Below are 26,719 nucleotides of genomic sequence, written 5' to 3'. Positions count from 1 at the left end.
GATGACCACGTCGATCGTGCTGGGTCTGGGCGGTTGCCTGGACAGCGAACTGGTCCTGGACGAGAACAGACTTCAGGCCATGGCCGACGACCATGCCGTATCGCTCTCGGAGGTCCGGCAGCCGGCCGAGATCGCTACGGAGCGGGACCTGCTCATCAGCGTGCTCGCCTTCATGCATGAGGGCATCGGCGGAGAGCGCTACGTCTCCGGCATCGAGGCCCTCCTCGCTGTCCAGGACCGTTTCGAGCACGTGATGACCGTCGGCGGGACGAATGTCCGCGCCGGGCGGACCCTGGCTCTGCTGGGGCATCCGAACGTGCTGCACGTGCCCGGCCGGGACGAGACGTTCGAGAGTCAGCTCGCCGAGGGCTCCGCGGTCCTGCCTGGGACGCCGCGGGCGAACTACGTTCCCCACCTGATCGTCCAGTATCCCCAGCACATGCGGGTGCGACTCATGGGAGGGAGCATCCATACCTCCCACGCCAACCGCGTGATCCTGGTCAACGACCCCGTCAGCGAACTCACGCCGCTGCATGACGGGCTGGCGGACTGGCTGCGGCCTGGGGGAGTGTTCGTCATCTCCGGGCTGAACTCGATACGGAACGAGCAGATCCTCGAGGACCGGCTGCGCGCGCTGCGCGGGATCCTCGAGCAGGCCCCTGTCGGATTGCGGGTCATGTACGAAGACGCCGACTACCACGTGCCTGCCTTCCGCCGCCGGGTATGGGCCGAGATCACGCCGAGGGCCTCCGTGGTGGGGATGAACGAGGACGAGCTCGCTTCCTTCACCGGCCGGCCCGTGGACGTCACCGATCCGAGCCAGATCGCCTCGGCACTCGAGACGATCCTGGCGAACTTGCCTGGCGGCACCGTCATGGTGCACTCGAAATACTGGGCACTCGCCGCCGGCACGCATGCGCGTGAGCTCGGCGGAGCGCTAGAGTGCGGAATCCTCGCGGCCGGTGCGCGATACCTCGAAGGCGACGCCGCGCGCGCCGAATCCCTCGATACTGCGGGCGAGCACCCAACCAGCCGCGTGGGCGAAGCCGTCGCCGAGAAACTGCCGGCGCGGATAGCCGCTCCCGTCACAGTGCAGCCGGCGCGCGAGTTGCGCACGGGAGCACCGACCACCATCGGTCTCGGCGACACCTTCCTCGGCGGGTTTATCGCCGGCGTCGTCGAGACCGGCGCCATGCTCGAAACCCGATCGACACTGGAGACCACATGAGACCCGTACGCCTCGACCGCAACCAGCCTCGCGGCCGCTTCTATCGCGGCGGCGCGCGCATCGCCGCGTTCCGCGACGTGCCGGTCCAGGGAGAGTTCGAACCAGAGGACTGGGTGGGATCGACCACCGAGGTCGCCGGAGAGCCAGGACTGGGGCTCTCGAGGCTTCCCGACGGTGCACTCCTGCGGGACGCCATTCACGCCGACCCGACGGCGTGGCTCGGGAGCGCGCACGTGGCGGCATTCGGTTCCAGCACCGAAGTGCTCACGAAGCTTCTCGATGCGGGGGAGCGTCTACCGGTTCACATCCATCCCAGCCGTGAGTTCGCCGCCGAGCATCTCGGCCACCCGCACGGGAAGGCCGAAGCGTGGATCTACCTCACCGATGGCGAGGCACACATCGGGTTCCTCCCCGAGGTGACACGCGAGCAGGTTCTCCCGCTGCTCGCAGCAGGGGAGACCGCCCCGGTGCTGAAGCTGATGCACAGGCTCTCCGTCGAGGCCGGAGACGTCGTGTACTGCCCGCCCGGCATTCCGCACGCCATAGGCGGTGGTTCGTTCATGGTCGAGGTACAGGAGCCCGCGGATCTCTCGATCTTTCTTGAGTGGAAGGACTTCCCCTTGCCGGGCGGCGCCGGTGGACATCTGGGACTCGACGACGCGACGGCGGCGGGCGCCGTCGTGGCAGGAGTACAGCGCGAGGTGGTGGAGGGGTTCGTCTGCGCGGGGCGCGGGACGCGCGGCGATCTGCTCGCCGGAAGTGATGCGCCGTTCCGCGCAGATCGCTTGCGGGCGGGTGATCGGCTCGAGGCCGGCTTCGCGGTGGTGATCGGGGTCAAAGGGCCCGCACAGCTCGAGAACGAGGCTGGTGAAGTGCTTCGGGTGCAGCCGGGATCGACGTTCGTAGTGCCCTACGCATGGGGCGAGGCGCAGGTGGACGTCGATGAAAACGTCGAGGTGGTTGTGGCGCGGCCGCCTGCGCCGACGAGCTGAGGAGCGCGACGGTTCGAGGAGCCACAGCGCGCTGTGAATTGAAATTCGTCTCTGTCGCTGTTCTCTCTCTGGCGTAACAGAGAGATACCGCCTCACCTCCGCGCCCACCCCAAGAAATCCTCGGCGACGATCACTGGCTTGCCCCACTTCGCGGCGTTCTTAGTCTTCGAGGACTGTGAACCGGCCTCGGCGACGACGAGCACGTCGGTCTTGGTCTTGGTCACCGTCGGAACCGGCACCAATCCCCAGCCCTCGGCCAGGTCGTGGAGTTCCTCTTTCTCAACCCGTCCGTGGACAAGGGACTCGACCGTCCCGCTGAAGCACAGTCGTGTCCCCGGCACTAGCAGCGCGGTCACATCCACGGGACCGGCGACGTCCTGGTCCGCAGGCAGAACGTTCACACCGAAATGCAGGTCCACCTGCCTCATGCGTTCTGTGACCTCCTGATCGCAATGCAGCACCCGGTCCCACGCTTCGCGCAGGAGCCCGGCGAGGACATCGGCGGCGTCGTCCTCGGCCGTGAGATTCCCACCCACCACGAAGCTCGCCGGGTCGGTGGACCCATACGGCCCGGTGGTGCGGGCGAGCAGGTAGCCGTGTCCGTGGGTGAGCTGACGGAACGCGGTTCCGGTGCCGGGCAACTCGGTCCCCGTGCCGCGCACGCGCTGGGCGGCGCCGCGGACCGCTCGCGCCCGCTCCAGGGCCGTCGGCGCCTGCAGACGTGCGAGCTCGTCGGAGCTCAGCATGGTCGTCGGTAGGTCGAGGCCCAGTGGCATCGGCTCGACGATCCCGTTGCGCTTGAGCTCGAAGTCGATCTGGGCGAGTTGACGATCGATGTCCAGCCCGACGGGCACGCGGCCGGCCAAGACTGAGCTCAGCGCAGGCCAGGCCTCTTTGAGCAGGGGCGCGAGCTGCACGTCCCGAGTGGTGAGGCCGTAGTCGGCGTGTGCCGAGTAGAGATCGCTGGTGGGGTTGATGACGGTGGTGGCCTCGTCGCCGTCGTCGGTCACCACGGCGATCTCGATTGGGCGCGGACGCCACCGTCCTCCTTCGTTGCCCACCGTGAGCACCGCCAGGTATGCCTCACCGAGCGTGGCCGTCGAAGCTGCTCCGGTGGCGAGATAACGCCGTACCCGCACGTCGGCCTTGAGGTCCCGGGGGAGGACCTCGCGCTTCAGCACCAGTCCCTCCAGGCTCGTGCAGCGCGACAGGGCCACGTACAGCTGGCCGTTGGCGAAGGTGCCGCCGGTAAGGTCCACGACCACCCGGTCCAGCGTCTGCCCCTGGGACTTGTGGATGGTGATTGCCCAGGCGAGCTTCATCGGCAGCTGTGTGAAGGTACCGATCACTTCGTGGACGAGTGATCCGCCGCGAACGCTGGGACGGGTGATGTCCCAGGTGTGCCGGCGCACCTGTTCGCTCCGCCCGTCGCGCAGGAGGACCGTGACCAGCGGGCCGTCCTCGTCCGTCTCGATCGCGGTGATCCTGCCGAGAGTGCCGTTGACCCAGCGGTTAGTGGGGTGGTTCGTGAGCATCATGATCTGCGCACCGACGGCGATCGACAGGGAGTCATCGGTGGGGTGTTCGATCCCGTCGGTCTCGCCGGAGACCTGGGCGGCGAAGACCTGAGCTGGGTCCGGGAGCCGCTCGAGCATCTGGCGGTTGCGGGCTCCGACGATCCGGTTGGTGGTCGCCAAAGTCAACCAGAACTCGTCGAGGTCGGGCTCGAAATCCGGGGCGGTCCGCTGGTTCAGCTCGGCGCGTGCCTCCTCGAGCAGCGCTCCCTCGCGCACCGCATTCAGCAGATCCACCAAGCGGTTGTCTCCGAGCTGCCGGAACACCGTTCCCAGCTCCACGACAGGGAACGTGCTGGGCTCGAACGACCGAGCTGAGAAGAAGAACGGCGTGCCGAAGCGCTCCTCGATCCATGCCGCCTCGCCGTCGGTGACCACGGGCGGCAGCTGGTACAGATCACCGACCAGCACCAGCTGCACGCCCCCGAACGGTGTGCCTGGCCTCGGGCCGAACCGCTCGAGCGCGGCGGTGAGCGCGTCGAACAGGTCGGCCCGCACCATCGAAGCCTCGTCCACGATCAATGTGTCGAGCTCTTTGAGGGCTTTCGCGAAGCGTCCGGGGTAGTAACCCGGCCCCCGCACCGTTTCCTCGGTGACGCCTTTGGGGAACGAGAAGAGGCGGTGGATCGTGTACCCGTCAACGTTGAGCGCCGCGATGCCGGTGGGCGCAACCGTGATGGTGCGTCGCTCGGTGGCCTCCAGGTAGTGCCGGATGAGAGTCGACTTGCCCGTACCCGCCTTGCCGGTGAGGAACAGGTGGTGCCCGGCATGGAGATGATCCAGCGCGGCTTGAAACTCCGGAGTGATGGTGAGTCTGGTGGCCGAGCGTTTCACGACGGCGGGGCGCGGGGCTGGTTGCGGCGCGGTCGTCGTCGGCGATTCGGGGGCGGGCGCCGGCATCGGCGCGACCGTCGGGGTCGGCGTTTCCGACCGGCCGGTGGAGGCTTTGTACTGGTTTACGATCTCGGCGCTGAGCCGTCCCCGGTCGCCGACGGGAATTCCGTTCTCTCTCGCCCAGGCGCGAACGACGGCCGGGGAGACTGTGCCGCCTACCGGCTCGGGATCGTCAGCGACAGAAGCCGCACCGGTGGGCCGGGCAGGATCGAGAGGCAATGGTTCGGGCGCGGCCGGGGCGTCCGAGGTCCGCGCGAGACGATCTGGTGCAGGAGCCGCGGGCGAGCGGGGTGCCGGCCGCGGTGACAAGGCGGACGACGAAGTCGAGGGGGCCAGAGCACCCGTCGGAGCCGATGCCTCGCGCGGGGCGGGAGGCGGAACGGAGGCGATGGGAGGCGCCACAGGTGCAGAGGGTTCGCCCCTGTTTGCGATCTCGCGTGCACGCAACGCCCGCGTGGCTGTGAGGGGCGCGTCATAGCCGGTCTGAGCGTCCAGGGCAAGATACCGCTGCAGAAGATCAGCCGTGGCCAAAGCATCACCGAGTGCCGAGTGCGCCTTCTGGATCGTGACGCCCAGCGCTGCGCAGCAATCGCTGAGCTTGCGCCGCTGAAGGTGGGGAAGATAGAGCGAGCTGCCCTGCAGCGTGCAGTACGGCGTGAAGGCCGGTATGGGCATCGATGCCCGGGCGAACTCCGCCCGCAGGAAGCTCGCGTCGAATTCGGCATTGTGTGCGACGACGACCATGCCCTGCAGCGCAGTGCCGATGAACTGCGCATGTTCAGCGAAACGCGGAGCGTGCGCGACGTCTTCGTCGGTGATCCCGTGGACATGGGTCGCTCCGACCGGCTTCTCGGGACGGAACCGCGCCACCCACTGGTCAATGGGTCGTCCGTGCACGTCGGCACGGATGATCGCGAGTTCGATGATCCGCTCGTCGGCGGGGGAGAGTCCGGTGGTCTCGACATCGATCACTGCAAATCGTGCGGCGCGCGGTGGCTCCGAAGCGTGCGAGGGAACCGGAGACTCCGTCGTCCTCCTGCGGCCGATGAGGCGATCGAAAAGTCCCACGAGAGTCCTTTCTGGACAGTGGTCAGTGACTATTCGATCATTCCATGGCGGGCTGACAGGTAGGGGTGATGGCTTGAAGTCTTCTACTTCCAACCCCACCCCGTTAGGCCGCCCGTTCGCATGCTTGGACAGTCGGACCCGGTCCATGTACGTCGCCCACACAACTCTTGGCGGCCAGCACCCGCGTCGCGGCGGCGACCATGGCGGCGTGATCAAAGGGCGGCGACTCCAGTCCTGCCACGGGCACGGCCGGAGGACCGCCCGTGTGCCAACAGGAAGGTCTCCTTATCGGTTGGCAGGGCGGCATCGGCCGATCGGTACGCCGGGAACGTAGCCGGCATCGAACAACTGAAATGCCCGTTCCGTCTGAGATGATCAGGCTATGAAGGCACAGGACTCGAATCTTCTCACTCTGCTCCGATCCGGAACCCAGTTCATGGTCCCGATCTACCAGAGGGTGTACTCGTGGACCGAATCGGAATGTGAGCGGCTCTGGAGAGACATCCTCCATGCGGGCCGCAGCGCGCGGCTCGACAACCACTTCACGGGCTCGATCGTTTACGTCGAGCGCGATGAAGGGACTCGCACGTCTGCGGAGCCGGATCTCGTCATCGACGGCCAGCAGCGCGTCACCACGGTTATGCTGCTGCTCGCGGCCCTCGCCGAGCACCTCGACCGGTTGCCTGACGGGCAGCGGGAGCCGGTCGACGGGTTCTCCCCGAAGAAGATCCGAAACCGCTATCTCACCAACGACGACGAGGATGGCGACCGCTACTACAAGCTCATCCTCTCGAAGTCGGACAAGCCAGCGATGCAGTCGGTTGTCGGCGGCACACCTGCTCCTGAGGGCTCTCACTCCCGCGTGCTCGACAACATCGCCTTTTTCCGGAGATTGCTCGCCGATCCAGACCTGAGTATCGTCGATCTCTGCAATGGTCTGAGAAAGCTCGTCGTCGTCGACGTGCGACTGACGCGCGGAAAGGATGATCCGCAGCTCGTCTTCGAGACGATGAACTCGACGGGCAAGAGGCTCTCGCAGGCGGACCTGATTCGGAACTTCGTCTTAATGGACGTACAACCGCGCGAGCAGGCGACGCTCTACATGAGCTACTGGCACCCGATGGAGCAGCGTTTCGCATCCGCTGAGGAGGGGCGCTTCGACGAGTACGTGCGTCATTACCTCACGTACAAGACCCGCGATGCCACTCTGCGCAAGGGCGATATCTACGAGGCATTCAAAGAGTATGCCCTCGAACGGGAGGCAACTGGCGGCACCCGCCGCGAGCTCGTCGAGGACTTGTACCGGCACTCGGGATGGTTCGCGGCCATCGCGCTGGGTGCCGAAGAGCGTCCCCGCCTGGCCCGTGCCTTCCACGATCTCGACCAATTGCGGGCGACGGTGGTGTACCCCTTCTTGCTGCAGGTCTATTCGGACTACGCGAACAACACGATCACCGAGGAGGATGTGCTCGCGATCGTGGACCTCACCACCGCGTACCTTCTCCGCCGAGCGGTGTGCCGCGTCCCGACGAACACGCTCCGGAGCACGTTCGCTCTGCTCGGCACAACGATCGATCCCGAGGACTACGTCGCCAGCGTCGCCGCCCGCTTCCTCACGTTGACGAGCTCGCAGCGCTTCCCGCGTGACGACGAGTTCGAGGCGGCCCTTCGTACCGCGGATCTCTACAACTTCCCTCGCATCGCCTACCTGTTGCGGAAGCTTGAGAACGATCGCCGTAAGGAACCGATCTCAGTTGCCGATTACACCATCGAGCACATCATGCCGCAGAACGAGGACCTCCCCGCTCAGTGGCGCGAGGACCTCGGCGAGGACTGGCACCGCGTGCATCGTCAGCATCTCCATACGCTCGGCAACCTCACGCTGACCGGTTACAACTCCGAGTACTCGGACCGGCCGTTCGCACAGAAGAGGGACATGGTCGGAGGCTTCCGAGAGAGCCCTCTGCGTCTCAACGCCGGTCTCGGGAAGCTGGAGGCATGGAACGAAGCAGAGATGATCGCGCGCGGGGCTCGACTCGCCACGCAGGCAATTGCGTTGTGGCAGTTGCCAGCCGCGCGGGATTCCGCCATCGACCGGGTACTCCGGCGGCTGCGCGACAGCCGTAGAGGCTTCGACTGGCGCACTACGCACCGCATCCTCGAAGCGCTGCCCGCAGGACGCTGGACCACCTATGCCGCGCTCGCCGACGCGGTGGGGACGGCCCCGCAGCCAATCGCGAACCACGTATCCAGTTGTGGTGACTGCGCGAACGCATATCGAGTACTCACCTCCGACGGACGGATCGCCGAAGGATTTCGGTGGAGTCACCCGGGCGACGACCGGGACCCCCGCGACGTGCTCGAAGCAGAGGACGTCAGGTTCCGCGGTGATGTCGCCGACCCGGAGCAGAAGGTAGAGTCCGAAGAGCTGCTGGAGCTTGCAGAGGGGTGATTGGTCTCTTTCAGAACACGGTGTGACCTGACGGCTATCGACAGGGATCGCCTAGCTCTCGCCGTCGGGGAGAACAATGTTCTCCCCGATCACTCGACCTCTGCGGTCAGGCTCGTCGGTGGCAGCCAATCGGCCTCGAGCAGCTGCGCAATGTCAGTAAGCCCGTCCGTATCTCCGCCCACGGTGTCGGAGGCCGCGGCGATGCGCTCCACCATCACCTTGCTGACCTGCTCCTCCACGGTGCCCTGGGCGTAGGCGATGTGCCAGGGGGAGACCTGCTGGTCGCGGTGCGTGCGGCCGGTGACCTGCCGGCCCGCGATGCCCGAGAAGCGGGCTTGGTGGAACACGCCCACCCGCGGCTCGGTGCTCGCCTGGCGTCCGCCGTCGAGAGTCTCGCCGGCGTGCAGGCTGATCGAGGCGACCGTCGTGAAGACGCAGACCTTAGCCTGCCCGGTCTGGAACCGGAGGCGTTCGGCCTCGACGTCGAACCGGCCCTGCCCGTAGATCGTGGCCACCTCGAGGCCGGAATCGCGCAGCCGTTCGGTGATCGGTTCGGCGGCGGTGCCGACGAACTCGACCGAGCACGCCACCTGGCGCCCGGCCTCGACTTGCTGGGCGATCCAGGCGACCGTGGAGTCGACGCGGATCAGTCCGGCCTTCTGCCTAAAGCGCAGCAGTGCCGCCCGGCCCTTGGCGGTGTTGCGGCCGCGCCGGGCGATGTCCATCTCGCGGCAGAACTCGCCCCATTCGGCCTCGTAGGCCTCCCGCTCCGCCGGGGTGAGCGTCACCGGCATCCCGGAGATCGGCACCGGGCCCCACGGCGCCGCGCGGTGCAGCATGGCTTGGGGCCGCTGATCCTCGAGCCAGCCGCGCACCCGCGTGAGATCCGCGGCGCGGCGCTCCGCGTCGGTGGTCCACGTCGCGCCGTAGCGTCCCCGCTCCACACCGACCCCATGGCGTTCGAGCGCGGCGGCGAACGTGGCGCCGGGCTGGGACGCCGAGGTCCACTCCTTCATGGTCTCGCCGTGCGCCTGCGCGTAGGCCGGGGCCAGGTAGGGCAGCTCGAGCGGCGTGTGACCGGGAGTCGCGGTGGTCGCGATGACGAACGGCGCCTTGTCGTGCGGCTTCCCGTGCCCCGAGATCCGTGCCCAGAGCTTCCACCGCTTCGTCGTGGTTCGACGCAGCGCATGGGCCTCGTCGGCGATGATCACGTCCCACGTGTAGTCCGTGACCTTCTCCAGCCGGTCCCACGTGATCACCACCCACTCCAGACCGCCGTCGCCCAGCGCTGTGATGGTGCGGCACCAGTGCCCGATCGTGATCGCCGCGGGCCGGTCGGCGACGACGAGCACCCGCTCGGCGCCGCGTAGATCGCCGACGGCTGTCGCTCCGAGCACGGCGGAGATCGTCTTGCCGACGCCGGGTTCATCGGCCAGTAGGAACTGCCGCCCACCTGCCGCGGCGCGCTCCGCGATCGCGTCGGCCGCCTCGTACTGGTTCTGGCGAGGTTCGAGGTCCTCGGCTGGCTCGGTAGTGGGAGCGGGATCGTCGAGGTTAAGGGTGTTCTCGAGGAAGCGACCGAGGGTGTGCGGGCCAGGAGCGTACGGCGCGAGATCCTCGGGGAGTGCGCGGCCGACGTAGAGGTGCATCTTCACCGCGGGATGCCAGGCGGCATCGTCGACCTGGGCGCCGTAGGGGACGTCGAGGACCCAGAGCCGCTCGCCAGGGCCGACGAACGGCAGGGGGCGCTGCGAGGTGCTCGACCCTCTGCGGCGCGGGGACCTGCGACGGCGCGTGCTGGATCGGCGAGAGGTGGGCACTTTGCGAGGGTATCGGGAGCGGGGTCGCGTGCTGGGGTGACTCGCCATAGGCCGGGGCGTACGTCGGGAGGGTCACTTCTGGCACGCCGTGGGGCTCCGCGTCGAAGGTTGTTGAGGGTAGAGCAGACGACCATCCTCTTAAGGGAGAGGCGTAGTCGCGCTGCACACGTTCAGGTTGAAATCGCAAGAACAGACCGGGAAGAGCTGTCGAACAGCAGATACACTACCGACCACCGCGAGAGATCGAATCGACAAGGGCGTCCTCTGGGACTTCCGTGGCACGACACATTCCCGAGAAGTGGCCAGGGTCGGCCATCGCCATGAAGTCAAGTAGGATGCAAAGTTCGGCATGGACGTTTGTAAAGTCCAGCGAATTATCGGGCGCCGGATCTTCACGGTGGGACCCCGCGTGAAGAAACTTGACCACTCTCGTTCGGACGTGTGGCTCAATGACGTTGCCACACGTGTCGGCGACAACATCGACTCGCTGCTTAAAGTCGGAGCGTTCGGGCGCACGGAAGGCGACAAAGCTCTCGAGCAGACGCCGGGCAGCATTTCCATACAGAAGCAAGTCTTCACGATCCTGGGACCGCAGAACCACTGTTGCGACAAGCCTGAAGAGATAGTGGTACTCGCTCAATCCGCTCCTTTGCGCCAATGGCAAGCGCGCTAGATGCGCGGCTGATGCGCTTGTGGAATGGTCCATCTCGAGGTAAGATTGTCGCGGAAATATGAGGTCCTTCTCGTCTTCTTTCGCGCCAGGTGTCGCACTAACTGCACGGATGCGGTCCGGAGTTGGCACGCGGAGAAGTAGCCGAAAGTAATCGAAATCATGCGTCAAGATTATCGATTGCGCAAAACCGGAGAGACGCTCTTGGGTCAGTGCGTGGCCTGCAAATAGCGCATCCTTGTCCATGCTTGTTACTGGGTCGTCGATGACGACGAGGGCGTTGTCACGCTCGACTCCCGCAGCATTAAGTGAAGTCAAGAAGTACGAATAAGCGATCGCATTGCGCTCGCCCTCGCTAAGATGTGTCGCTGGAGTTCCAGCACGCAACACGACGTAGCCCTTGCCATCCGGAGAGGTAGATACCGAGAGATTATGGTGTCCAAACACGTATCTGACGTCCCGATCGATCTGCTTTGCCATGTGTGCCGTGTCGTTCATGGAAGCCCGAAGATCCGCAATCGTCGTCTCAAGTCGATCCTGAACACTCTCTAGTAGATGATCGTAGGTCCCGAGTCGATTCTCTCGCACTCTGCAGTCATCGAGCTCTGCTGCGTGAGAGGCGACATGATGCGATTGGACGCGTTCCTGTGCACCGGACTTACTTTCATGGAAGGACCGGTGGGCCGTATTGTGCTTCTCGATGAGTGCATTCATATCATCAAATTTGACCACCACGTCGTTAGTTGAGTCCGTCCAGCCGAACCGTGTCAGCGGATCCGCCTGTTTTGATGCCAACTTGCCGATTCCGCGATCCGTTGCTTCAAGTGCTGCATAGTGCTGTTCGAGAAGCTCGTCGACCACAGGCCCCCATTCCGCATTCGGAAGCAACCATGGCGCCCGTTTTAGGTCGTCAACAGTGTTTGCGGAAGCCTGTAGTTTACTCATGTAACGTTTAAGACGCGATTCTGCACGCCCCGCAAGTTGCCGCGATCTTGAAAAGTCTTCAGAGTAGTGGCCGCTAAGTGCTGCTGACCGGGACTCAGAAAAGCTTCCGTCGTCGCAGAACTTGCATTTGTCATGGACGTCGTGTAGCGCCATTCCGTTCTCGACCCATTGTGATGTCCGAACGTCGCCTTCGAGGGCCTCGATCACCGTTTGTTCGGGGATGGGGGAGAGCACGGATCTGGAAAGTTCGGTTGGCCTAAGGTCGGCGTCAAGTATCGGATCTTCAATTTCTTCAATCGCACTCGACGAGGACTCTTGCGCCAGTCTGACATTGTCCTCGTGCGCGTCTGCGCCTGAGACGTTCGCTGCCGACTTTATCAACCTGCGGACGTGACCGATGTGGAACGCCTGCGTCGAGTATGTCTGAGGATCCCCCGGAGCGAGATCTGATATAATTCTCGACTGAACGGTGCGCAGTATGTCCTCAACATTCCTCTTCGCTTCGGACTGGGCTGCAGCTACGGCCTTTCTGCGGCTACTGATCGTGCGTACTCGCACCTCGAGCGAATCTATCGCTCGACGTGCGGTAACCGTCTCGCTTCCCAAGTACACTAAGCCTTTGGCGGCATCTGTCCCATCTAGGAAAGGGGCCAGGTTCTCAGATATGTAGTACCGGTTATAGACAAGTACCTGGTGCGGCCAATCACCGTTCCCTACGCGGCTAGATTGGAGCCTCCCGCCGGCGATCTGATCGATTTCTAGGTAATTGACCTCCAAGGCGCCATTAACCCAGCCGCGAAGTATCTCAGCGAGCGAGGTTTTGCCGGACCCGTTCCGTCCGTAGATGAATGTTTGCTGCCCAAGTTCGCATCTAGTGGTGCCAGAACTGAAGGGGTCGCTTGAAAGGCCGCGAAAAGCTTTAGGAGTTCTGAATGCGGTAATCATTTCGCCTTTGAAGGTGAGGGGACACGAGTGTTGGTTTCACGAGAGGCTGTGACGCTCGATGGACCTAGTGATCTCGACGGTACGGATGGAAACTGTGACGATCTTCTGCAGGAGGTCCACGATATAGCGGAAATTGCCGTGCTCGAGGCCCCATTGGTTGGGATCGTTCGTGATGCCGGAGGTCTTGTCGGTGGTGACTTGATACTGCCGCATCACCCACTCGATCGCACTGCGGGAGCCGAGCTGGTAGCGGTACGCCTCCTCGGGAATGCCGGTGAGCGTGATCCGCCGGTTTACGATGATCGAGGCTGGGGTGTCCTGCACCTTCTGGCCTGAGGGGAAGCGCATCTTCTGCACGCGGTAGTACTCCGCCTCGCCGCCCATCGGCGGCTGCTCGCCGCCGACCACCTCGAGCGGGTACAGCTCAGCTTCCTCGTACTCCGCGTGCAGGTGGAACAGTTCCCGGCCCGCGTCAGTGAAGGCCGAAAACGTTCCCGCGGGAACGTTCGGGACGCGGGGGAGCATCTGCTTGAGCTCCCCGGCGTAGCGCTCACGGTACTCGGGGGAGTGGAGGAGGCCGTACACGAAGAAGAACGCATCGTCCTTGGTGACCTCGGAGCCGTAGCGGGCAGTGAGCAAGGAGTGGAAGTCATCGGATACGTTGTCTACGCGGCGGTAGGCATCGATGACGTTGCCGTCGAGGCCGAGATCGAGCTCGCCGTCGTCGAGGGGCCTCCAGGTGTAGCGAGCGAAGAACTGGCCTCCCTTGCCGAACAGGTCCAGACAGGGGACGAACTTCGTGGCGAGCGCTGCGAACGGATTGCCGGCTGCGATGCCATTCAAGTAGAAGCCGTAGTTCTCATGTTGCGGGGTGGGGAAGTAGCGCCGGGCGACGGCGGGGAGGTAGACGAGGCCGTCGGAGTGGTCGATATGCTGTGTCTGGAACGGACGGTAGAGACTCAGCGCTGTCCGGTCGTCCTGGCGAGCGAGCGGCCGACCCTTCGCGAGACGATCTCGGAGCGAACGGTTCCACTTGATTCGCGACTCGTCCGTGGTGACGGCGCCGACGGTGTCGGCCCCTTTGGGTGTCGTGAGTTTCTGCACGGCGGCGTGCTCGGCAAAGCGAACGCGTTCGGCGTCGTACGTCGCGATGAACCGGGCGAGATTCGCGTCCAGCGCGGCGCGCGAGGAGTTGTAGACCCACGCGTCCCGGTTGGTCTGCAATCCGGCGCTGTAGCCGTGGAACACCCGGATGCCGTCCTTGGCGCCGCCCCCGAGGATCGGGTACGTCAGGTAGTCCTCGTCGCGCTGGTTGATCCAGTCGCCGTGTCGGTTCGGCTCGATCCGGCGCCAGGGCACGGTGTCGATAATCGCCTCGTCGACTATGCGCAGCTTCTCCGGGGTGGTGAGGTAGTCGCCGATGTCGCGGTAGTGGATCGTGGCGGGGCCCTGGTGGCCGGCGGTGCGGACGAGGAGGAAGATGGCCACGGTGTTCCGTGACCCGGAACCGAAGATCTTCCCGCCCTCCTTGCGGCTCGTCTCCCCAGCGGTGCGCTGGTTGCCCCGCAGATTGAACACATAGATCGACGAGAACTCCTCGGCCAGCGTCTTCCGCACCCCGGCCGCCGTGTTCCCCTCGATCCAGCCGCCGTTGGTGACGAAACTGATCACGCCTTCGTCGCCGATGCGATCCGACGCCCAGCGGATCGCTCGCATGTACGAGTCGTAGAGACTGTTCTTGTTCGTCGCGTCGGTGCGCTCGGCGAAGGTGTCCCGGATCCGCGCATCGAGGGTGGTGTACTTGACGTTCGCGTTGTCGTCGTTGCCGGAGGCCTGGCCGACCGAGTACGGCGGGTTCCCCACGATCACTCGGATATCGAGCTTCTTCTGTGCTTCGGCCCGGGAGTTGTTCGTGGGGAAGACGATCTCGTCGGTGAGGTTGTCATCCTCGGTCTGCTGGAACGTGTCGGTGAGCACGATCCCGCTGAATGGTTCGTAGCCCTGCTGTTCGAGCGAGTCCCCTTCGGCCTCGGCCATGAGGTCGTGGAACGTCGTCTCAATGTTGATCGCGGCGATGTAGTAGGCCAGCAGCAGGATCTCGTTGGCGTGCAGCTCGCTGGCGTACTTGCGTGCGAGGTCCGCGGGGTCGATGAGCCCCGACTGCAGCAGTCGCACGACGAACGTGCCCGTTCCCGTGAACGGGTCGAGCACGTGCACGCCCTCGTCGCTGATCGAACGGCCGAACTCCTTGCGCAGCACGTCATCGACGCTGCGGAGGATGAAGTCCACGATCTCGATCGGGGTATAGACGACGCCCATCGAGTCGGCGGCCTTCGGGAACGCGTTCTTGAAGAAGGACTCGTACAGCTCGGTGATGATCTTCTGCTTGCCCTCGGCGTTGTCGATCCCTGCGGCCCGCAGGCGCACCGACTCATAGAACCGGTCGAGGGACTGGGCCTCGGCGTCCACGTTGAGGGACGTGAGCACCCCGACCATGCCGTCCATCACCCGCGAGACAGGGTTCGAGGCCGTGAACTCGTAGCCCTCGAACAGCGCGTCGAACACCGGCTTGGTGATCATGTGCTGGGCGAGCATCTCGATCGCGGCCGGCTGGTCGATCGACTCGTTGAGATTCTTCCGTAGGGCGTCGAGAAATCCTTCGAAGTGTGCCGCGGCCTCGCTGGTCTCGTCCTCGACGAGGGTGGTGATCCGGGCGATGTGGGACTGGGCGATCGCGGCGATGTCCTTCGCCCATTGATCCCAGTACCGCTTCGAGCCGACCTTCTTGACCATCCGCGCGTAGATGGCGTCGCGCAGCTCCTCCATGCGCTGCAGCTCGAGTTCGAGACGGCCTTGGACGGCGCTGGCGCCGGCTGCGCCGTCGGCGCCCGCCCCGTCGGCCCCGGAGGTTCCAGAACTCTTGCCCTCCTCGTCGTGGCTCGAAGGGCCGGGCCCGATCACGTTGATCTTGTCGTCGCGCTTGGCGTTGAGCTCGACCTTGTTGACCATCGCGTCGAAGCGCTCATCGTGGGCGCGCAGAGCCTGCAGCACTTCCCAGACGACCTCGAAGCTCTTGTTGTTGTCCAGGGCCCGCTCGGGCTCGACTCCTGCCGGGATCACGACGGGCAGGATGATGTAGCCGTACTTCTTGCCCTGCGCCAGGCGCATCACGCGACCCACCGACTGCACGACGTCGACGACGGACTTTCGCGGGTTCAGGAACATCACGGCGTCCAAGGAGGGGACGTCGACGCCCTCGGAGAGGCACCGTGCATTGCACAGCACACGGCAGGTGCCGTCGTCGGCCTCTTCTCGCAACCAGTCGAGCTTGGCGCTGCGTTCCATGGCGTTCATGCTGCCGTCCACGTGCTGGACCTCGACGGGCAGCAGGTTGCTCATGTCCTGGCCGTCGTGGTTCTCCACGAAGTTGCTCACGACCTCGGTGAACTGCGAGGCCACCTGTTTCGAGGACTTGATGTCCCGTGCGAAAGCGACCGCCCGGCGCATCGGCTCCGGATCAAGCCCGAAGTCGTGCTCGGCGTCGCCACGCTTGGCCAGGCCGTTCCAGCAGCCGATGAGCCGGCTCGCATCATCCAGAGTCAGCTCGTCGTCGGTGGAGAGCGAATCCTGAAGCGCGGTGCTGACCCGATCCTGCGGCATGGTGAGGATGAGGACCTTGTAGTCGGTGAGCATGCCCATGTTCACCGCGTCCCCGAAGCCGAGGCGGTAGAACTCCGGCCCGTACAGATCCTCGTCGTCCATCGAGGCGAGCACTGCTTGGGCGCGCCCGGCCTTCGCTTTCGACGCATCGTCATAGATGCGGGGCGTGGCCGTCATGTACAGCCGCTTGCTGGCTTTCAGATAGTCGGCGTCGTGCACCTTGACGAAGGCGGACTGCGAGGTACCGGCGAGAGTGGCACCCGTGGTGCGGTGGGCCTCGTCGCAGACGATCAGGTCAAAGGGCTCGAGGCCGGCGATGCGTTGTGCCTCGGCAACCACCTCGATCGACTGGTACGTCGCGAAGACCACGCGCATACCGGTCCCGGAGGCGCGGGACGCGCGCATCCGCTCCGCAAGCTTCTGGGGATCCGTGGTGGCCGGGAGCGCGAGGTCGACGACGGAGATTTCCGAGGAGTCCTCTGACTTCGCGCGGCCCCGGGACGCCTTGGCATCCGAGCACACCGCCATCGCCGTGATGCCCGATGACGCATTGTTGGACCACTCGCGCAGAGCCTGGGACAGCAGCGCGATCGACGGGACCAGGAACAGCACGCTGCCCGCCTCGCCGACCTGCTCCTCAGCGAGACGCAGCGACGTGAACGTCTTGCCCGTCCCGCAGGCCATGATCATCCTGCCGCGGTCGTGCGTGCGGAAGCCCTCGACGACCTCATCGATGGCCGTGCGCTGGTACGGGCGCAGGTCCGACGTGCCCTCCAGAGCGAGAGCTGCAGGCGTGGCTGGGTCGAACCGCGCCCAGTCGACGCGGGAGGATTCGAAGTCATCCAGCCCGAGACGCCGCACCGGGATCGACTGCTCGTGGATGGCCTGCTCCGCGTTGGGTCCCCATTTCGTCGAGGTCGAGACGATGAGTCGCTCCGTGAAGCCCTCCCGGCCCGACTCGGCGAGGAACGAGTCGATGTCGGCCTTGGAGATGTGGTGCATGGGGTCGTAGAACTTGCACTGGATCGCCGTCAGGCCACCGTCGCGGCGTTCGGCGACCAGATCGATGCCGTTGTCCCGTCCCGGGCGCTCCGGCCAGTCGTTCCACATCCACACCTTGGTGAACTGAGCGGCCCAGACGGGATCGGTCTGTAGGAAAGACTGGACGAATCGCTCGAACCGCTCACCCTTGTCCACCTGGGACGATGCCTCGTTGTACAGGCGGTCCAGCAGCTTCAATGGGGAGATCGGCGCCTCTGTCGCAGTCATGCGTCCAGTATCGGGCATCTGTGGAGGTGGTGGGCCGCGCATCCTGGCGGCGCCAGGTGGGCCTGGAACTCTGCAGGCTCGGCCAAGCGAATGGGCAGGGTGTATACGCCGTCCAGAGCGCGCTGAGGTGCTACACAAATCGTCACCTCGTCGAGACATTGACGGCCTTCGTGCGTCGGATGCCACTGGAAGAATTCCGACGTCCACGAGAGAACGTCAACGGAGCGCCACACCATGCCCGGCTATGCAGTCATCGATCTGGAGACCACCGGGTTCTCCCCGGCCAAGCACCACCGCATCCTCGAGATCGGAGTCGTCGAAGTCTCGGAGACGGGGGAGGTCGAGCGCGAATGGGCGTCCCTTGTGAATCCGGGTCGAGACATCGCCAACTCGCACGTCCATGGAATCTCCGCAACGGATGTGGTCTCGGCCCCGCGCTTCGAGGACATCGCGCCATCTCTCCTGGACAGCGTGCGGGGACGAACGATCGTTGCGCACAATGCCCCATTCGATCTGCGGTTCCTCGAGGCGGAACTGTTGCGCGCGGGAGTCGCGCCGTTGCAGCTGCCACTGGCGGGTCTCTGCACGATGCACTGGTCGAGCGTGTTCTTGGACGCGCCGTCGCGCAAGCTCACCGATTGCTGCGCCGCGAGCGGCATCGACCTCGCCGACGCGCACTCGGCACTGGGCGATGCTCGGGCTACAGCAGGTCTGTTGGGCCACTACCTGTCTCTGCTCGACGGCAGCGGGCTCCTGCCGTGGCACGAAGAGCACGAACAATGCTCTCGCATCGTGTGGCCGTCGCCGCGCCGAGCTGCCCCGCCAGCGATGCTTCTTCGGGAAGCGGCACGTGAGGTCCGTCCCGACAGTTGGCTGGACCGCATCGTCTCGCGTATGCCACAGGCCGCCGATGCTCGCGTGGACTCCTATCTGGAGACACTGGAGCGTGCGCTGCTGGACGGAGTTCTCGCCGAGCACGAGAAGGACGAGCTGGTGGAGGTTGCCTGCGCTCTCGGGCTCGACCGCAATCAGGTGCTGGACCTGCACAGGCGCTACCTCGAGGCGATGGCGGAAGTGGTCATGGGGGATGGCATCCTCAGTGAAGAGGAACGACGCGATCTCGAGCGGGCCGCATCGGTGCTGGGCTTGAAAGCCGAGGACGTAGCGCGCGCTCTGGAGAGCGCGGAAGTAGCGCCGGTCGCAGCGGCAACGGTGTCAGTTTCATCGGCGCCGTCGCCGTCACACGCCGGCAGCCCAGCAGCACTGCGTCTCGGGACGGCCGGAATCGTGCTTGAGCCCGGCGATCGAATCGTCTTCACGGGGGCAATGAGCCGGGACCGTTCGTCGTGGGAAGAACTGGCTCGAGAACTCGGCTACGTACCCGGAGGGGTCACGAAGAAGACTCGCCTCGTCGTTGCGTCGGACCCGAACTCGCAATCGGGCAAGTCTGCCAAGGCGCGCGCGTATGGCATCCCGATCATCACGGAGGATGCGTTCGCGCGGATGGTCGGCGTCTGAGGATTCCGATAGACGGTCGTGCGAGGGGGCACTGCTCCATGCTGCTGGACCGTGATTGGAAGAAGGTGCAGCGAGGGTGCAGACGGCGCTCGCCTCGGCTCGTTCCATAACCGAGAGCGAGATCTGCGCCCTCTTCGAAACAGGACCGTGACCTGGCTGTTGTCTGATGGGCACCAAGTGTCCGATCCGACTCGTATCCTGTGATCATCAGCTGATGACCGCACTCCGTCGATTGCGCCGGGACGCGGCCCCAGGGAATCGGAGGGTGTTCTAGCAGATGGTGACCGAAGAGGCATTCCGAGACGTTTTGGAGAAGTGGCGGAAGAGCCTCGTAGGCATCAGTCGATCGAGTGCCCTGGTAAAGTTCCGTACGAACGGCCGGCAGGTCCTCGCTTTTGACTCTCCCAAGCCGGACGAACTTCTCGAGTCGCTTCGTGATGGCACGGAGTTCGTGGTTCACGGAGAAAGGCCCGAGCCTGTTATCGAGGCCTGCTCACATGATCGAGAACGGTCGGCTGAGGACGGTCTCGAGCGAGATGCGGCCCGTGACTCCGTCCGGCGGCCCGACGTCAGCGAGAGCTCAGGCGGTAGGGCCAGCCAGGACTACGAGCCGCCCGACTGTGAGCAAGGAATCGACCTCGGGAGCCCGGACGCCTCCACAGAACCAGCAGTGCCGGAAGGGTGCGCTCTGTTGCACACCCCTGCGAAGGACGAGAGCGTCCCGGGCATCTTGCGGAACCTCAGGAAGACCGCTGAGGAACTTTATCTCGACCGCGGTGTCTCCGTTCTCCACCTCGCCTTCGGGCTATTGCATTGGGAGAACAGCGACGGCAGCGAACTTACCAGTCCGCTGCTGCTCGTGCCGGTCACACTGCAGGCGCAGAGCGCCTATGACGCACCTCGACTGGTCGACGGCGATGACGACGAAGTTATCAACCCAGCCCTGAAGCTTCTCCTCGAGGAGCGCGGGGCCGATCTCGATGGCCTCCCCGACCCCGAAGAGGCCTCGTTCAATGAAGTCGTAAGCGCGGTCGAATCTGCCCTTCATAGTGTCCGAGACCTCGGCGAGTGGCGGATCGACAGGTCCGTGCACATCGGAAAATTCACGTTCACGAAGGAGGCGATGTACCGGGATCTTCTTGAGAACGAAGAGCGTGTGCTCTCACATCCGGTCGTGCGAGCCTTGGCCACGACGGACCCGACTGTGCAGACTGACGAGTTCCTCTTCGACGGCGTCGACGCTTCGAATGTGGATCAGCTTGCCCCGGAGGTCGATACTCCGCTCGTCCTGGATGCGGACTCGTCGCAGCGTGCTGCGATCGCGGCGGCACGCGACGGGAGAAGCTTCGTCATGGATGGTCCCCCGGGCACCGGCAAGTCACAGACGATCGCCAACATGATCGCCACGTTGATCCACGATGGAAAGACGGTGCTCTTCGTCTCCGAGAAGGCCGCGGCACTTGACGTGGTGCGGAACAGACTCGGAACGGTAGGGCTCGACTCGTTCCTGTTCGACATTCATTCCTCGAAGTCCAGCCGTCGCGCCGTGGCCGAGGAACTCGCGCACGCGCTCAATAACAAAGCAGTCCCACCGAAAGAGCTCGATGACCTCTCGCGAGCGACTCTCGTCGAGAAGCGTCAGGCGCTCAACGCCTATGCAACGGCGAGCAATGAGGCGCGGCAGCCCTTGAACCGATCGTTCCACGATGCAGTAGGCCGCCTCGCACAGCTGAAGGACCAGCCGCTTGCGCCTGCCCCCCGAACGAGCGTGCACGGCGTCACCGAGAAGCAGTTCGCCGAGATGCTCGATGCGGCGCGACATATCTCGAGATCATGGCGACCCGCAGTGGAAGGGGCCGCATTCATCTGGCGGGGAGTCACCACCGACAGGCCGCTCGACCGTGAGCTCGATGAGGCTCGTCGCCACCTGGAGCGCGCCGAGGTAGCCGCGGCACCACACCGGGAGCTTCTGGCCGGGTTGAGACTCGATGCGCAGGAAAAGTACGCGGAGCTCCCCGTCGTCCTCGCTCACCGTGACGGCGTCACGGATCGCGGTCTCCTCGAACAGTGGCTTGCGGCCCCGACTCTCGACGCCTACGAGAGTTCGCTGACTTCGATGGTTGAGGACGCTCGAACGCTCCGGAACGCCGAAGCCACCTTGTCACGGCTTACGAACGTGGAACAAGCGGAGTTTCCTCCGCTGAACCTTGTACCCTCGTCGCCACGTATGCCGGCCGGAGCGAGCTCGAGCACCCTGCACGAGATGCGGGGAACAGAACTAGAGCGAAGAGCTGGGATCCTCGGGGCCCGGGCGGCGTCGCTCTCTGACGCCGATGACGCACTCCGCATAGCCGCGAGGAACCTCGGAATGGCCGTGCCGCGAACACTTTCCGACGCTGAGAAAATTGTCCAGGTCAACCAGCTGCGCCACCGCGGAGCGTTTCCCGACAGACGCTGGTTCTATTCGGAACAGACGTCCCGCGTCAGGCATGTCATTGACGAACTCGAACGCCAGCATCAGTACATCCGGCAGGTCTCTACGCGGGCACTGCAGTGGTTCACGCCAGCCGTCCTTCAGCTCCCCCTGCGAGACCTCGAACGACGCTTCGAGGTAGTCCATACTGGATTCGCAGCCCGATTCTCCGCGGAATACAGGACGGACAAGCGAGTACTCCAAGGTGCGCTGAGAGATCCATCCGCGTTCAAAGATGCTCTCAATAACATCCAGTTAGCGATCGACTGGGCCGACGCCGAGCAGTACATGCAGCAGCTCGTCGCCGAGCACGCCGGCGTGCTCGGCAGACACTGGAACGGCCCGGCCACGGACTACGCCGCGATCCGCGCCGCCCTGGCAACTGTGGAAGACGCCGTGTCGCTATTGAACGGCGACGTGCCGGCACAGACCGCGGAATACCTCAGTGGTGCACATGAAGACACCTCCACGCAACGACTTCTCGGCACTGCCCAGGAGACTCTCAGTCGTTGGCGTCGTGCTTGCGAGTCGGACCAGGAGCCCGAGACCGATCCCGCCTGGCTCGACGCGCCGATCCACCATTCCGTGGAGCAACTCGGTTCCATGTCCGACGCAATGGTCGCCGCTGCGGCACGCATTAGTTCAGTCTCAGCGATCACCGGACGCGAGCACTCTCTCCGCGAGGCCGAAGAGATCCTCGATGCAGTAGGCGCCGCACGAACCGCCACGCAAACCATCGAGGCCGCTGCTCCGCGCAATCACGAACTGTTCGGTTCGTTGGCCGGGGACGCGGAAGCTATCGCAGCAGGGCTCGAACATGCCCGGTGCATCCGGGGCCTTGCAAAAGGTCCGCTGGACCACCAGACGCTCTCCCTCCTCTTCCGCGCCGGCACCGTCGCGGACCTCGAGAAATCTGCCGAGGCATGGATCGCTGCTCGCGACGTGCTCATCGAGCGGTTCGATGCGGAACGCCGAGACGAACTCCGTGCGGAGCTGGGCTCCCTCGAGGACGGGCGCGAGATGATCCGAGCATGGAAGGAGGATCCGTCCGGACAGCACGAATGGTCTGCGCACAAACGATATCGCGACCAACTCGTTGCGTACGGTCTCGAAGCGGCCATCGAGTTCTGTGCAGAGCAGCGCGTGTCCCCGGAAGACATCGAGCCCATCCTCGAGAAGACAGTTCTCCAGTCCTGGATCGAGGACCTTCTGGAGACGGACGATCGGCTGCGACCTCTCTCCTCCGTGGAACGAGACGCAATCGTCGACGCATATCGAGATCTGGACCTCCAGCTCATCCACTACACGTCGGGACGAATCATCCGCGCAGCCAACTGCCGCCGGCCGGCTGACAGAGGGATCGGCGAGACCGGTCTGCTGCGCCAAGAAGGAGTCCGCAAGAGGAAGCACAGGCCGTCCCGGGAGCTGATCGGACGAGCTCGCGGTGCCGTGCAAGCACTCAAGCCGGTGTTCATGATGTCGCCGCTCGCCGTGTCCCAGTATCTACCCTCCGATCTGACCTTTGATGTCGTCATCTTCGATGAGGCATCTCAGGTGCTGCCCGCTGACGCCATCAACAGCATCTATCGGGGTCGCGCACTCATCTTGGCAGGGGATGCCAAGCAGCTTCCACCGACGACTTTCTTCGAGCGCACCGTCGAGGAGGACGACGAGACGGGCGCGGAAGAACAGGGGACCGAGGGGGTCTCGGATTATCAATCGGTACTCGAGTTGGCGAAGGCGTCCGGGGCGTTCCCTGGGCTCGGCCTGAAGTGGCATTACAGATCGCAGCACGAAAGCCTCATTGCCTTCTCCAACTATGAGTTCTACGACGGTGAGCTCATCACATTCCCTTCGGCGCTCGAGAAGGGAGATGGCATCGGAGTGAGCTTCCGGAAGGTCAACGGCGTGTATCAACGAGGTGCCGGTGCCGCGAATCCAGAAGAGGCGCGCGCTGTAGCGCGCCGGGTCCTGTGGCACTACGCGAAGCGCCCAGAGCTGAGCCTTGGAGTCGTCACGTTCTCTGTGGCTCAGAGGGACGCCGTCGAAGCAGCGCTGCTCGAGGAACGCCGAGAGTATCCGGAGCTCGCCGGGTATTTCGAGGGAGGAGATCGGCTCGACGGCTTCTTCGTGCGTTCGCTGGAGAGCGTGCAGGGTGACGAGCGTGACATCATCATCTTCTCCATCGGGTACGGACCGGACGAGGCGGGCAAGATCGGCACGACCTTCGGTGTGCTGAATCAGCAGGGCGGCTGGAGGCGGCTCAACGTCGGCATCACTCGAGCGCGGCAAGCCGTCGAGGTCATTGCGTCGATGGACCCCGCACAGATCCCAATCTCAGCCAACGAAAATGTCGAATACCTACGCAGATACCTGGAGTACGCAGACGAGGGGGTCTCTGCTCTAGCGATTCGGGCGAGCGTCACCGGCCTCGACCCTGAGTCCCCGTTCGAAGATTCAGTTCTCTCGACGATCCGCAGGTGGGGTTACACGGTCGAGCCCCAAGTCGGAGCCGCCGGATACCGTATCGATATCGGAGTCAGGCACCCGGAGCTGCCGGGGAAATTCATCCTCGGAGTCGAATGCGACGGCTACCAGTACCATTCCGCGCCCGCAGCTCGTGATCGGGACAGATTGCGGGACTCGATCCTTACTGGACTGGGATGGACTATGCATCGCATCTGGGGAACCTCCTGGTACCGGCACCGTGAGCAGGAGGAAGCGCGTCTGAAGAAGGCGATCGAAACAGCGGCTTCGGGTATGAGCGAGAGTGCCTCGCGTCAGACCGCGACGAGTACAGGACACCCCGAGGTGGTTACGGAGATCGTTGATCCGGATGAGCTCCCGACATGGGTTCGCCCCTACCGTCCGGCGGATCGCGTCACGCTCCCCTGGGGCGCAGATGCGGGCAGCCCGGACAGCGTTCCGCTGATCCGCGATGCTCTGGTTCACCTAGTCGGCGCGGAGGGCCCCGTGCACGTCAAGGTTGTCCACGCACGGCTTCGAGACTGGTGGGGTATTGCGCAGATAGGACGTCGGATCAAACAGAACATCGAAGACGCGATCGACTCGTCTGCCATTACGTACAGCGGTGACTTCATGTACATAGGAGAGCTCACTGTCGATCATGTGCGAGCACCTTCAGAGGGCACGGCCCGCATGGTCGATCATGTGCATCCTCTCGAGCTCGCAATGGCGGTTCAGCTCGTTGTTCGAGACGCCGGTTTTGCCGACCCGGACGAAGTGATGCGCCAGGTGAGCCGAATCTTCGGATGGTCGCGGACGGGCGGACAGATCGCTTCTGCGCTGCGAGAGGCAATAAAGACTGCCGTTGCAGAAGGCGTCGTCTCCGAAGATGACGGTGTTCTTGTTCCCGCTGCCAAGCGGGTCGGATGATGGCCACGCAAGACGACGACGCAACGGGGTGCTGCTGTTGCGCGACGCTCGCCATCGTCGCAGTGCTGGGGGCCGTGCTAGCGATCGTCGGTTTCGTCCAAGAACGGCCAGTGCTCGCCGTCATGGTCGCGGTCGGCGGCATGGTCGTCATTTGGCTGATAAGCCGGGCCAGATCTTCCCGTGATGAGCAAAGTAGGGCTCAGGGGGCCACCCTGACCGAAACCGGATCCGGCGCTGCGTCGATCACCGCATCTGCTGTGACCCCCACTTCGGACACCGGTGGTGAGACGATCAAAGTCCTGGACCCGCGGGATCCGGCCCACAAATTCATTGCTCATCGTCTTCGGCGCATGGAAGAGGAGGCGGATCGTTATTCGGTGACAGACACCAGCTTCACACCGCCAAGCCCTGTTGCACCTCCGCCGAAGGCGAAGGAGCTCGGGATGACTGAGCCCTCGAGTAGTTCCACGGCGGCCGGTACCGCATCGAATAGTTCCCGGCCCGATCATGCTCGCCCCCTTGAGGCGAACCATGGCGCCAGGTCGGCCTCGCAATTGTGGACGCGGAACGAACTGCAAGCCATCGTCGAGAAGTCCCTGCGACGAGATGGATGGGCGGTGCTCCGTAGCGGCTTCGACTCGAAGCGGGGGTGCCTTGACGTCATAGCCGGGCGAGGCCACGCCAAGATCGCCGTGCAGGGCCACATATCGGACGACGGAGAACTACTCGGTGACGACAGTCTGCGGCGTCTCCTTGCCGCTCCATTCCACATACATGACATCGTCGAGGTGATCGTCGTCGCTCCGGCGGGGGTGCTTCCTCGAGCACGGGCAATGCTCGCGTCGAACGAGCTGAGCGTCCATCTCGTCGACGGGGAGGCGCTGGATGCGTGGCGACTCTGGAAGCTACGTCTCGAGCTGCAGTCGGGGCTTGTTCCCTTGGATAGTTGATGTCACGGCTCTGGGCGGGCGCCATGCGCGTCTCGCGACGTGAACGCCAGCGCCACACCGTTAGGGAATCGCTTTCGGGACGGGGATCGCGGAACGGGAGCGAAGCAAATTCATGTCGAGGCAGGTCCCGGCTTTGAGTTCGTCGAGAACCACGCGCCGAGCTCCTCGACGAGTTCCGCGCCGCGATTCCCCTTCGTATCGCCGAGCGCTTCCGTCTCCTCGGCGAGTAGGTCCAGGAGCCGCTCCACCGGGAGCGGCACCGGATCCGGTCGTACGGAGCCCGGCCACGCCGTTCCGAGTTGGCCTCGCGCGTCGGTGAAGATGAGCAGCTCGACCTCGTCTCGTCGGATCCCGCCGAGCTCACGCCCCCACTCGTCGAGCCGATCGATGTAAAGCGCGTAGCTGTCCGGGTCCCACCATGCGGTGACCAATCGGGAGTCCGTGTTGTCTCGGAACCAGCGGCGGACCAGCGCGTCCATGACCGGAGTCGGTTCTCCTGCTTCTGACGCAGCGGTGAGGAAGTACAGGAACTTCGTTCCGAAGGCAGGCCCGAGGTACTTGAGGTAACGAGACTGTCCTCCGCGCTTTGTCGTGATGTATCGGAAAGCGGCGAGACCTCCCTGGCTCGGGTCGTGGCAGATGCGGGCGACGTCAAGCAAATGGTCCAGCGCGTCGGGATCCTCCCTCAGCACGCGCTCAGTCCGATACGGACCGTAGCCGGCGGTCCCGTATCCCCAGATCATCGTCGCGATGAACGCGGTGGCCACACAGTTGAGTCCCGCATAGTGGTGTAGCGCGGTGGCTGCCGTGATCGTCTCGGACGTGGACGCGGTCACCGTGTGATCCTTCGAGTCAACCTTCCACA

Annotated in this window: 11 protein-coding genes; 6 read left to right on the top strand and 5 right to left on the bottom strand. The window is 64.4% G+C overall.

From position 1 onward, the window contains the following. Nucleotide 1 precedes the first annotated feature (1 nt). Entirely contained in the window at nucleotides 2-1,228 is a 1,227-nt protein-coding gene (locus ACFQRD_RS09120; protein WP_377803868.1) for an ADP-dependent glucokinase/phosphofructokinase, read from the top strand. Continuing rightward, on the top strand, nucleotides 1,225-2,220 hold the full coding sequence (locus ACFQRD_RS09115) for a carbohydrate kinase (RefSeq protein WP_377803866.1): 996 nt from the start codon (nucleotides 1,225-1,227) through the stop codon (nucleotides 2,218-2,220). The genes ACFQRD_RS09120 and ACFQRD_RS09115 overlap by 4 nt, the downstream gene beginning before the upstream one ends. Nucleotides 2,221-2,312: 92 nt before the next feature. Here ACFQRD_RS09115 and ACFQRD_RS09110 read toward each other — a convergent pair whose 3' ends face one another. After that, the gene (locus ACFQRD_RS09110) at nucleotides 2,313-5,660 is read right to left on the bottom strand and encodes an exonuclease domain-containing protein (protein ID WP_377803864.1); all 3,348 of its coding nucleotides are present in this window, start codon (nucleotides 5,658-5,660) and stop codon (nucleotides 2,313-2,315) included. Between the two features lie 478 nt (nucleotides 5,661-6,138). On the opposite strand from ACFQRD_RS09110, the gene ACFQRD_RS09105 reads away from it, so the two are divergent. Beyond that, entirely contained in the window at nucleotides 6,139-8,208 is a 2,070-nt protein-coding gene (locus ACFQRD_RS09105) for a DUF262 domain-containing protein (RefSeq protein ID WP_377803862.1), read from the top strand. An 89-nt stretch (nucleotides 8,209-8,297) separates the two neighbouring features. On the opposite strand, the gene ACFQRD_RS09100 is transcribed toward ACFQRD_RS09105, so the two are convergent. From ACFQRD_RS09100 to ACFQRD_RS09090, 3 genes are all read right to left on the bottom strand, one after another. Then, nucleotides 8,298-10,028, bottom strand: coding sequence for a helicase (locus ACFQRD_RS09100; protein WP_377803860.1), 1,731 nt, complete (start codon nucleotides 10,026-10,028; stop codon nucleotides 8,298-8,300). 223 nt (nucleotides 10,029-10,251) lie between these two features. Beyond that, on the bottom strand, nucleotides 10,252-12,588 hold the full coding sequence (locus ACFQRD_RS09095) for an AAA family ATPase (RefSeq protein ID WP_377803858.1): 2,337 nt from the start codon (nucleotides 12,586-12,588) through the stop codon (nucleotides 10,252-10,254). Between the two features lie 36 nt (nucleotides 12,589-12,624). Further along, on the bottom strand, nucleotides 12,625-17,517 hold the full coding sequence (locus tag ACFQRD_RS09090; protein ID WP_377803856.1) for a DEAD/DEAH box helicase: 4,893 nt from the start codon (nucleotides 17,515-17,517) through the stop codon (nucleotides 12,625-12,627). A gap of 234 nt (nucleotides 17,518-17,751) precedes the next feature. Here ACFQRD_RS09090 and ACFQRD_RS09085 point away from each other — a divergent pair, with 234 nt between their 5' ends. The 3 genes from ACFQRD_RS09085 to ACFQRD_RS09075 all read left to right on the top strand — a co-directional run bounded on the left by ACFQRD_RS09085 (nucleotide 17,752) and on the right by ACFQRD_RS09075 (nucleotide 25,854). Then, a complete protein-coding gene (locus tag ACFQRD_RS09085; RefSeq protein WP_377803854.1) occupies nucleotides 17,752-19,035 on the top strand; it encodes an exonuclease domain-containing protein in 1,284 nt (427 codons plus the stop codon). Between the two features lie 277 nt (nucleotides 19,036-19,312). Next, entirely contained in the window at nucleotides 19,313-24,904 is a 5,592-nt protein-coding gene (locus ACFQRD_RS09080; protein WP_377803852.1) for a DUF3320 domain-containing protein, read from the top strand. Next, on the top strand, nucleotides 24,904-25,854 hold the full coding sequence (locus ACFQRD_RS09075; protein WP_377803851.1) for a restriction endonuclease: 951 nt from the start codon (nucleotides 24,904-24,906) through the stop codon (nucleotides 25,852-25,854). The genes ACFQRD_RS09080 and ACFQRD_RS09075 overlap by 1 nt, the downstream gene beginning before the upstream one ends. Before the next feature lie 110 nt (nucleotides 25,855-25,964). Here the strand turns inward: ACFQRD_RS09075 and ACFQRD_RS09070 are convergent. After that, the coding region (locus ACFQRD_RS09070) for a hypothetical protein (protein ID WP_377803849.1) at nucleotides 25,965-26,719 on the bottom strand (755 nt) is incomplete at its 5' end.

It is taken from the genome of Brachybacterium sp. GCM10030268 (genome assembly GCF_042666305.1).
In the GTDB taxonomy this organism is placed as follows: domain Bacteria; phylum Actinomycetota; class Actinomycetes; order Actinomycetales; family Dermabacteraceae; genus Brachybacterium.
Note: the sequence above shows the minus strand (reverse complement) of the source record. Positions and strands in the feature narration are given on the sequence as shown.